Raw genomic sequence first — 11,038 nt, 5'->3', positions numbered from 1 at the left:
GCCCGGCGCCGCGAGGAGGACCACCGTCATGACGACCGACGAGCGGACGCTCGACTACCTCAAGCGACTGACCGCCGAACTGCGTGAGACGCGGCGCCGTCTGCGAGAAGCCGAGGAGAGCGGCTCGGAACCCCTCGCGGTGATCGGCATGGCCTGCCGGTTCCCGGGCGGGGTCACCTCGCCGGAAGGACTGTGGGACCTCGTCGACGGTGGCGGCGACGGGATGACGGGCTTCCCGGCGAACCGGGGCTGGGACACCGACGGGCTGTACCACCCGGACCCGGAACACCGGGGCACGAGCTACAGCGACCAGGGCGGATTCCTGCACGACGCCGGGGAATTCGACGCGGGCTTCTTCGGCATCTCGCCGCGGGAAGCCCTCGCGATGGACCCCCAGCAGCGGCTGCTGCTGGAGGTCACCTGGGAGACGTTCGAGCGGGCGGGGCTGGACACGGCCGCGCTCAAGGGCAGCGCCACCGGCGTGTTCGCCGGGGCCATGCGCAGCGAGTACGTCTCCGGGTTCGACGGCGGATCCGAAGAGGTCGAAGGGTTCCTCGGCACCGGCTCGGCCAACAGCGTGCTTTCGGGCCGGCTCGCCTACACCCTCGGCCTGGAGGGCCCGGCGGTCACCATCGACACGGCGTGCTCGTCTTCGCTGGTCGCGGTCCACCTCGCGGCGCACGCGCTGCGGTCCGGGGAGTGCTCGCTGGCGCTGGCCGGCGGGGTCACGGTGATGGCGACGCCGGAGACGTTCGTCGAGTTCTCGCGTCAGCGCGGCATGGCGCCGAACGGGCGCTGCAAGGCGTTCGCCGCCGGGGCCGACGGCACCGGCTGGTCCGAGGGCGCGGGCATGCTCCTGCTGGAGCGGCTGTCCGACGCCCGCCGCAACGGTCACCGGATCCTCGCCGTCATCAAGGGTTCCGCGGTCAACCAGGACGGCGCGTCCAACGGCCTGACCGCGCCCAACGGTCCGGCCCAGCAGCGCGTCATCCGTGCCGCGCTGAAGAACGCGAAGCTGACCGCCGCCGACGTCGACGCCGTCGAGGCGCACGGCACCGGCACGACGCTCGGTGACCCGATCGAGGCGCAGGCGCTGCTGGCCACCTACGGCCGTGAGCGGGAGAACCCGCTGTGGCTCGGCTCGGTCAAGTCCAACATCGGGCACACCCAGGCCGCCGCGGGGGCCGCCGGGATCATCAAGATGGTCGAGGCGATGCGCCGCGGCGTGCTGCCCCGCACCCTGCATATCGACGAGGCTTCCCCGCACGTCGACTGGGCGGCCGGGGCCGTCGAACTGCTCACCGAACCGAAGCCGTGGGACACCGGTGACCGGCCGCGCCGCGCCGGGGTGTCGTCCTTCGGCATGAGCGGCACCAACGCGCACGTCATCCTGGAGCAGGCTCCCGCGAACGAGGACGCCGAGCCGGAGCGGACTCCGCCCGCCGTCCAGACGTGGCCGCTTTCGGCTCGCGGTCCCGCCGCGCTGAAAGCCTCCGCCGCACAGCTTCTGTCCACAGTAGACACTGTTGACCCGCTTGACCTCGGCTGGTCGCTGGCCACCACCCGGACCGCGCTGGAGTCACGCGCCGCGATCGTCGGCAGTGGCCTGGAAGACCTCAAGGCCGGGCTGACCGCGCTCGCCGAGGGCGAACCCGCGCCCGGTGTCGTCACCGGCGAACCGCTGCTCGGGCGCACCGCGTTCCTGTTCTCCGGGATGGGCGCCCAGCGTTGCGGCATGGGCCGCGAGCTCTACGACACCTTCCCCGCCTACCGTGCCGCCTTCGACGAGGCATGCGCCGCGCTCGACACCCACCTCGACCGCCCGCTGGCCGACGTCGTCTTCGGCGACGACCAGAAGCTGCTCGACCGGATGACCTTCGCCCAGCCCGCGATGTTCGCCCTGCAAGTGGCGCTCTTCCGGCTGCTCCAGGCGTGGGGCGTGCGGCCGGACTACGTCGTCGGGCACTCCGCCGGTGAACTGGCCGCGGCCCACGTCGCCGGGGTCTGGGACCTGGCGGGTGCCGCGCGGATGATCACCGCGCGCGGCCGTCTGATGGAGGCGCAGCCGCCGGGCGGCGCGATGATCGGCATCCAGGCGACCGAGGAGGAGGTCGCGGCCGAACTGACCGACGGCCTCGCCATCGGCGCGCTCAACGCCCCCGACTCGATCGTCGTGTCCGGCGAGGAGGCCGCGGCCGAAGCGCTGGCCGCCAAATTCGCCGAACGCGGCCGCAAGATCAAGCGGCTCAACATCTCCCACGCGTCGCATTCGGCGCGGATGGACGGCATGCTCGCCGAATTCGGCGCCATCGCCGAAGAAACCCCGCACGGGACGCCGTCGATCCCCGTGGTCTCCAACGTGACCGGCCGCCTCGCCGGACCCGACGAGGTCACCGTGCCCGGCTACTGGCCGCGACACGTCCGGCAGCCCGTCCGGTTCGCCGACGGCATCGGATTCCTGCGCGGCGAAGGGGTTTCCCGGTTCGTCGAGATCGGGCCGGATTCGGTGCTGGCCGGCATGGTCGCGCGGACGCTGCCGCCCGAAGGCATCCTCACCGTCCCGGTGCTGCGCAAGGACCGCCCGGAAGCGCGGACCGCGATGACCGTGCTCGCCGAACTGCACGTCCGCGGCGCCCGCGTCGAGTGGACCGCGTTCCACAAGGGCACCGGAGCCCGCACGATCGACCTGCCGACGTACCCGTTCCAGCGCGAGAACTACTGGCTGCGCGGCGGCCACAGCGCGGGCGACCCGGGCGGGCTCGGCCTGGCCGACGCCGCGCATCCGCTGCTGGGCGCGGCCGTCCCGCTCGCCGACGGCGCCGGAGTCGTGCTGACCGGGCGGATCTCGCCGTCCACCCATCCCTGGCTCACCGATCACGCCGTCGCGGGCACCGTCATCGTTCCCGGCACCGCGCTGGTCGAACTCGCGCTGCGAGCCGGTGACGAAGCCGGCTGCGCGCACCTGGAAGAACTCACCCTCCGCGAGCCGATGGTCCTGGCCGGTCCGCTGGACGTCCAGGTCGTCCTGGCAGGACCGGACGAGAGCGGCCGACGCGCTGTCGCCGTGTACTCCCGCGCCGGTGAGGGCGCCTGGACGCTGCACGGCTCGGGCACCTTGGCCCCGCAGGCCCCGGCCGCGAGCTTCGATCTGGCCGAGTGGCCGCCGCGCGACGCCGTGTCCGTGGATGTCACCGACGTCTACCCGGTGTTCGCCGCCGCAGGCCTCGAATACGGCCCGGTCTTCCGAGGACTCAAGGCCGCTTGGCGGCTCGGTGAGGAGATCTTCGCCGAGACCGCGCTGCCGGAAGACACCGCGAAGGCCGACGTCGAGCAGTTCGGCCTCCACCCCGCGCTGCTGGACGCCGGGCTGCACGCGATCGGCCTGCTGGCCGACGAGCCGGGTGGTGCGAAGCTGCCGTTCCTCTGGCAGGACGTCACCCTGCACGCCACCGGCGCGTCCGCGCTGCGGCTGAAGCTGACACCGGGGAAGTCCGGCGCGGTCACCCTGCGCGCCGCCGACGGCACCGGCGCCCCGGTCGTCACCATCGGTTCCCTGACGCTGCGCGAACTCGCTCCCGTCACCTTGGCGACCCCTGGCCTCGACTCGCTGTTCCGCCTCGACTGGACCCCGGTGCCCACCCCGGCGGACCCGGCCCAGGTCGAGTGGGCGTACCACGGGCGGGTCGGCGGCGGCGCCGTGCCGCCGGTGGTCGTGCTCCCGGTGTTCACCGACCCGGCCGGTGCGAGCATCGCGACCCGCGAGGTTCTCGCCGTCCTCCAGCAGTTCTCCACCGAAGACCGGTTCGCCGACGCGAAACTCGTCGTCGTCACCTGCGCCGCGATCGGTCCTGGTCGCGTCGATCCGGCCGCCGCCGCGGTCTGGGGCCTCGGCCGCTCCGCGCAGAGCGAACTCCCCGGCCGCGTCGTCCTCGTCGACACCGAGACCGGCGACCTCTCCGACACCGAACTCGCCGCAGCGCTCGCGACCGGCGAACCCCAGCTGACCTTGCGCGACGGCGGTTTCGCAGCCCTGCGCCTCGGCCCGGTCCCCGGCACCGACGAACTCAGCCCGCCCGCCGAACCCGCGTGGCGCCTCGGCATGGCCGCCCGCGGCACCCTGGACGAACTGCGCCTCGAACCCTGCCCCCAGGCCCTGGAACCCTTGGCAGCCGGGCACATCCGGGTCGCCGTCGGCGCCGCGGGCCTCAACTTCCGCGACGCGCTCAACGTCCTCGGCATGTTCGAGGGCGAACCCGGCCCGCTCGGCAACGAAATCGCCGGTGTGGTCCTTGAGGTCGGGTCTGAAGTGGACGATCTGGTGCCTGGCGACCGGATCATGGGTGTCGCGATCGGCGGCATCGGCTCCATCACGACCGCGCAGCGTTCGATGTGTGCGCGTATTCCGGAGAACTGGTCGGACGAGGAAGCCGCGTCCGTGCCCCTGGTGTTCCTCACCGCCTACTTCGGCCTCAAGGAACTCGCCGGGCTGAAGGCGGGGGAGTCCGTCCTCGTCCACGCGGGCGCCGGTGGCGTCGGCATGGCGGCGATCCAGATCGCCCGCCACCTCGGCGCCGAGGTCTACAGCACCGCGAGCCCCGCGAAGCAGCATGTGCTGACTGAAGCAGGGCTGGACGACGGTCACATCGCCAACTCCCGCACCCTCGACTTCGAGCAGCACTTCTCCGCCACCAGCGAAGGACGCGGTGTCGACGTCGTCCTCGACGCGCTCACCGGCGACTTCGTGGACGCCTCCCTGCGGCTGCTGCCGCGCGGCGGCCGGTTCCTGGAGATGGGCAAGGCCGGACTTCGCGACCCCGACGAGGTCGCCGCGCAGCACCCCGGCGTCGAGTACCGGCCTTACGACCTCATCGAGGCGGGTCCGGAGCAGTTCTCCCGCATGTGGGCCGAAGTGCTGGACCTGTTCGCGAGCGGTGTCCTGAAGCCGTTGCCACGCCACGTCTGGGACGTCCGCCGGGCGCCCGAGGCGTTCCGGTTGCTCAGCCAGGCCAAGCACATCGGCAAGGTCGTGCTCACCATCCCACGCGGCCCGGAGCCCGACGGCACGGTGCTGATCACCGGCGGTACCGGTGGCCTCGGCGCGATGCTCGCCAAGCACCTGATCGCCGAGTACGGCGTCCGGCACCTGCTCCTGACCAGCCGTCGCGGTCCCGACGCCCCCGGTGCTTCCGAGCTGTCACACGAGTTGCAGGCTCTCGGCGCGACCGTCACCATCGCCGCGTGCGACAGCGCGGACCGCGACGCCGTCGCCGCGCTGCTGGCCGCCATTCCCGGCGAGCACCCTCTCACCGCCGTCGTCCACGCGACCGGCGTCCTCGACGACGCCCCGATCGACGCGCTGAACCCCGAACGCCTCGACCGCGTCCTCGCTCCCAAGGCCGACGCTGCCTGGCACCTGCACGAGTTGACCGCGGACCTCCCGTTGCGCTGGTTCGTCCAGTTCTCTTCGGCCGCCGGCGTGCTCGGAAACCCGGGCCAGGGCAACTACGCCGCCGCCAACGCCTTCCTCGACGGCCTCGCCACCCGCCGCCGCGCCGAAGGTCTCGCGGCACAGTCCGTCGCGTGGGGCCTGTGGTCCGGCGGCATGAAGGGCGAACTCGGCGACGCGGGCGAAGAACGCATGCGCCGCAGCGGTTTCCCGCCGATCAACCCCGAAGAGGGTCTGGCGATGTTCGACCGCGCGGTCGGCCTCGACCACGCCGTCCTGCTCGGCCTCAAATTCGACCGCGCGACCGTCCGCGGCAGCGACGCCCCGATCTCGCGGCTGATCCGCGGGCTGGTCGGCGGCTCCGGCCGGGCCAAGGCCAAGACCGCCACCGCCGAGCAGGCGGGCGAACTGCGGCGCAAACTCGCCGGGCTGCCCGCCCCGGACCGCGACGACCTGCTGCTGGACCTGGTGCGCCGCGAGGTCGCGCTGGTCCTCGGTCACGCCGACGCGGCCGGGATCGCCGCGACCCGTGCCTTCAACGAAATCGGCTTCGACTCGCTCACCGCGGTCGAACTGCGCAACCGTCTCGGCGCCGCGACCGGTCTCCGGCTGCCCGCGACGCTCGTCTTCGACCACCCGACGCCCGACGCGCTGAAAGTCTTCCTGCGCGGCGAACTCGTCGGGGATGAGACGCCGGCCCCGGTCGTGGTTTCCCCCGCCACGGCCGGGTCCGGTATCCACGACGACCCGATCGTCATCGTCGGCATGGGCTGCCGGTACCCGGGCGAGGTCACCTCACCCGCCGAGCTCTGGCAGCTGGTCGCCGAAGGCCGCGACGGCGTCGGAGACTTCCCGGCCGACCGCGACTGGCCCCTGGACTCGCTGTTCCACCCGGACCCCGACCACCGCGGCACCACCTACGCCTCCGAAGGTGCTTTCCTTTACAACGCGGGCGATTTCGACGCCGAGTTCTTCGGGATCTCGCCGCGTGAGGCGCTGGCCATGGACCCGCAGCAGCGCCAGGTCCTCGAGACCGCGTGGGAGGCGCTGGAGCGCTCCGGGATCGACCCAGGTTCCCTGCGCGGCACCAGCACCGGGGTGTTCGCCGGGGCGCTGTCCAACGACTACATCTCGCGGCTGAGCGCGATTCCCGAGCAGGTAGAAGGATTCCTCGGCACCGCGTCGTTCAGCAGCGTCGTGTCGGGCCGCGTCGCCTACGCGCTGGGGCTGGAAGGCCCGGCGGTTTCCGTCGACACCGCCTGCTCGTCTTCGCTGGTGGCGGTGCACCTGGCCGCGCAGTCGCTGCGGTCGGGGGAGTGCACGCTGGCCCTGGCGGGCGGCGTCAACGTGATGGCGTCGCCGGACATGTTCGTCGAGTTCTCGCGGCAGCGCGGACTGGCGCCGGACGGCCGCTGCAAGCCGTTCGCCGGGGCCGCCGACGGCACGAACTGGGCCGAAGGCGTCGGAATCCTGGTGCTGGAGCGGCTCTCCGACGCGCGCCGCAACCGACACCGGGTGCTGGCCGTCGTCAAGGGTTCCGCGGTCAACCAGGACGGCGCGTCCAACGGTCTCACCGCCCCCAACGGACCTTCGCAGCAGCGAGTGATCCGTTCCGCGCTGGCCAACGCCGGGGTCGAAGCGTCCACTGTGGACGTCGTCGAAGCGCACGGAACGGGAACGCCGCTCGGCGACCCGATCGAGGCGCAGGCCCTGCTGGCCACCTACGGCCGTGACCGCGAGCGGCCGCTGCTGCTCGGTTCGGTCAAGTCCAACATCGGCCACACGCAGGCCGCCGCCGGGGTCGCCGGGATCATCAAGATGGTCGAGGCGATGAACCACGGTGTCGTCCCGGCGAGCCTGCACGTCGACGAGCCGACCCCGCACGTCGACTGGACCACCGGCGACATCGCGCTGCTCACCGAGCGGACGCCGTGGCCGGAGACCGGTGGCCCGCGTCGCGCCGGGGTGTCGTCGTTCGGCATCAGCGGCACCAACGCCCACGTCGTTCTCGAACAGGCCCCGGCTGAAGCCGAGCCCGAACCTTCGCAGTCGCTGCCCGTCGTGCCTCTGCTGCTTTCCGGACGCACTCCGGAGGCGCTGGCCGCGCAGGCTTCCCGTCTGTCCACTGTGGAGCACTCGGTCGACACCGGTTTCTCGCTGGCGACCACCCGTACTCACCACGCGCACCGCGCGGTCGTCGTCGGCGAGCCCGGCGCCGGACTGCGGACGCTGGCCTCCGGCGAACCCGCGTCCGGTCGACTCGCGTTCCTGTTCACCGGTCAGGGGTCGCAGCGCGCCGGAATGGGACGCGGTCTCCACGCCGCTTTCCCCGCGTTCGCCAAGGCCTACGACGAGGTCGCCGCACTGCTCCCGCTCGACGGCGACCTGAGCCGGACCGGCACCGCCCAGCCCGCGATCTTCGCCCTCGAAGTCGCGCTCTACCGGCTCTTCGAGTCCTGGGGTGTGCGGCCCGCGTTCGTCGCCGGGCACTCGATCGGCGAGATCGCCGCCGCGCACGTAGCGGGTGTGTTCTCGCTGGAAGACGCGGCGAAGCTGATCGAGGCGCGCGGCAGGCTGATGGAGGCGCTGCCCGAAGGCGGCGTGATGGTCGCCGTGCAGGCGACCGAAGCCGAGGTCGCCGAGTTCGACGGTGTCGCCGTCGCGGCGATCAACGGCCCGGACGCGATCGTGCTCTCGGGCGCGGAGGAACCGGTGCTCGCCGCCGCTTCGGCTCTCGAAGCGCGTGGCCGCAAGGTGAAGCGGCTCGACGTCTCCCACGCGTTCCACTCACCGCTGATGGACCCGATGCTCGACGAGTTCGCCGCCGTGGTGCGGGAACTGTCGTTCTCGCAACCGCGGATCCCGGTCGTGTCGACCGTTGCTGTGCAGGCCGGTCTGACCGACCCCGCGTACTGGGTGCGGCACGTGCGGGAACCAGTCCGGTTCGCCGACGCGCTGACCGCCCTTTCGGCCGAAAACGTGGCCACCTTCCTCGAAATCGGCCCGGCGGCGGTGCTTTCGGCGCTGGCCGCGGGGTCCGGCGAGGCGATCCCGGCCCTGCGCGACGAGAAGGACGAGCCGGAGACCGCGGTCACCGCGCTGGCCCGCCTGCACGTCCGCGGGATCGACGTCGACTGGCCCGCGTTCTTCGCCCCCGCGAAACCGCGCGTCGTCGACCTGCCGACCTACGCCTTCCAGCACGAGCGGTACTGGCTGCGCGAGCCCGCCATGGCGCGCGTCGCCGGCGGCCTGCGCCATCCGGTCCTGGCTTCCGCCGTGACCTCGGCCGACGACGGTTCGGTCCTGTGCACCGGTGTTCTGCCCACCGAACCCTCGGACACGCTGCTCGTCGAACTGGCGATCCGCGCCGGTGACGAGGTCGGCGCGGGCACTCTCGCCGAGTTCGCCGTCGAGGCGCCGCTGACCGGGGACCGCGAGGTCCAGGTCTCCGTCGGCGCCGAGAACGACGGCCGCCGCCCGGTGTCGGTCCACACCCGGACCGGCGCGGGCTGGCAGCGGCACGGCACCGGATTCCTGGTCACCACCCCGGCCCCGGCGCCGCGGGTCCCGGAAGACACCCTGACCGAACTGACCCTGCCGGACGACAGTGCCCAGCTGTACGGCCTGCACCCGAGCCTGCTCGACCCGGTCCTGGTCGAACGCGGCTGGCCGGTCGCCTGGCGGAACGTCACCCTGCACGCCACCGGCGCCACCACCGTCCGGGCGCACCTGAGCCCGGCGGGGGAGCTGGCGGTGTTCGACCTCGCGGGAGCCCCGGTGCTGTCCGCCGAGGTGACTTTCGGTGAGCGCCCGGCGGCCGTGACGGCGCCGAGCGAGTCGCTCCACCGGATCGTCTGGTCGCCGGTTCCGGCGGGCGACGGCGAAACGTCGTGGGCCCGTCTTGAAGACGTCGGCGCTGAGCTGCCCGAAGCAGTCGTCCTGGAACTCGCCGAACCCGCGGCTGACGTGGCCGACGCGGCGCGTGCGGCGACCGCGACCGTCCTCGCCGCACTGCAGGAGTCCCAAGCCGCCCGCCTGGTCGTGCTGACCGCCGGCGCCGTCGCACTGTCCGAAGAGGACGGTGCGGATCCGGCCGCCGCCGCGGTCTGGGGCCTGGTGCGCGCGGCGCAGTCGGAGAACCCGGGCCGGTTCGTCCTCGTGGACGGCGATGGCGACACGACGATGCTCGGCAAGGCACTGGCCACCGGCGAAGACCAACTGCTGTTGCGGGAAGGCAAGCTGTACGCGCCGAAGTTGACGCTGGTGCGTGCTCAAGCCGCAGAGACCCCGACCTTGGCCGGGGGAGCGGTGCTCGTAACCGGCGGTACCGGCGGACTCGGTGCCCACCTCGCCCGGCACCTGGTCCAGGCGCACGGCGTCCGGGAGCTGGTGCTCACGAGCCGACGCGGCCCGGACGCCCTGGGCGCGACCGAGTTGTCCGACGAGTTGAAGGCCCTCGGCGCGAACGTTCGCATCGAAGCCTGCGACGTCGCCGACCGTGCCGCTGTCGAAACCCTCCTGGCCGGGATCCCCCGGCTGAGCGGGATCGTGCACGCGGCGGGTGTCCTCGACGACGGTCTCGTCGGCGCGCTCACCCCGGAGCGGCTCGCGACGGTGTTCGGCCCGAAGGCCGCCGCCGCTTGGCATCTGCACGAACTGACCAAGGGCCACGAGCTCACCGCGTTCGTCCTGTTCTCCTCGGCCGCCGGGGTCTTCGGCAACGCCGGGCAGGGCAACTACGCCGCCGCCAACGCCTTCCTCGACGGTCTCGCCGTGCACCGCCGCGCGCTCGGCCTGCCCGCCCGCTCGCTGGCCTGGGGCCGCTGGGCGGACGGCATGGGCGGCGCGCTGGGCACCCAGGCCGGGCAACGCTTGAGCCGCAACGGTTTCCCCGCGCTGAGCACGGACGAAGGCCTGGCGCTGTTCGACGCGGCGCTGGTCGCGGACGTGGCCGCGTCGGTCCCGGTCAAACTCGACCGAGACGGGCTCGCCGCGGCTGGACAGCTTCCGCCGATCCTGCGCGACCTGGTGCCCGCGGTCCGGCGCACGGCCGCGGCGGCCGACGCCGGCGCACTGCGGGTCAAGCTCGCCGGACTGGCCGAATCCGACCAGGAACGCGCGTTGCTCGACCTGGTGCGCGGACAGGCCGCGGCGGTCCTCGGACACGCCGGGGCGGCCGCGATCGCCCCCGGCCGCGGCTTCCTCGACCTCGGGTTCGACTCGCTCACCGCGGTCGAGTTCCGGACCGCGCTGGCCGCCGCGACCGGTCTCACCCTGCCCACGACGGTCGTCTTCGACTATCCGGCGCCGGACGCGCTGGCCAAGTACCTCCAGACCGAACTCGCCCCCGAGACCGGTGCCGGTGCCGCGGTGACCGAACAGATCACCCGGCTCGAAGCCCTGCTCGACGGCGCCGACCCCGGCGACGTGGAGATCGACGGGCGGCTGAAGCGGCTGGTGGCGGCCTGGGCGGCGAAGAAGCCCGCGCACGCCATCGCCGACCTCGACGCCGCGTCCCCGGACGACCTCCTCGCGCTGATCGACGACGAGTTCGGCCCGCGCTGAGACCCCCATCCATTCAGGAGCCGTGAC

Annotated in this window: 1 protein-coding gene; it reads left to right on the top strand. The window is 72.8% G+C overall.

The window, feature by feature from the left end; genetic code table 11:
* Nucleotides 1-28 precede the first annotated feature (28 nt).
* Nucleotides 29-11,011, top strand: coding sequence for an SDR family NAD(P)-dependent oxidoreductase (locus ACFOSH_RS12275; protein WP_378238919.1), 10,983 nt, complete (start codon nucleotides 29-31; stop codon nucleotides 11,009-11,011).
* Nucleotides 11,012-11,038 lie beyond the last annotated feature (27 nt).

It is taken from the genome of Amycolatopsis speibonae (assembly GCF_042647925.1).
Taxonomy (GTDB): domain Bacteria; phylum Actinomycetota; class Actinomycetes; order Mycobacteriales; family Pseudonocardiaceae; genus Amycolatopsis; species Amycolatopsis speibonae.
Note: the sequence above shows the minus strand (reverse complement) of the source record. Positions and strands in the feature narration are given on the sequence as shown.

Coding starts and splice junctions, on each gene's coding strand:
- ACFOSH_RS12275 (WP_378238919.1), top strand. CDS start 29: ATGACGACCGACGAGCGGACGCTCGACTACCTCAAGCGACTGACCGCC.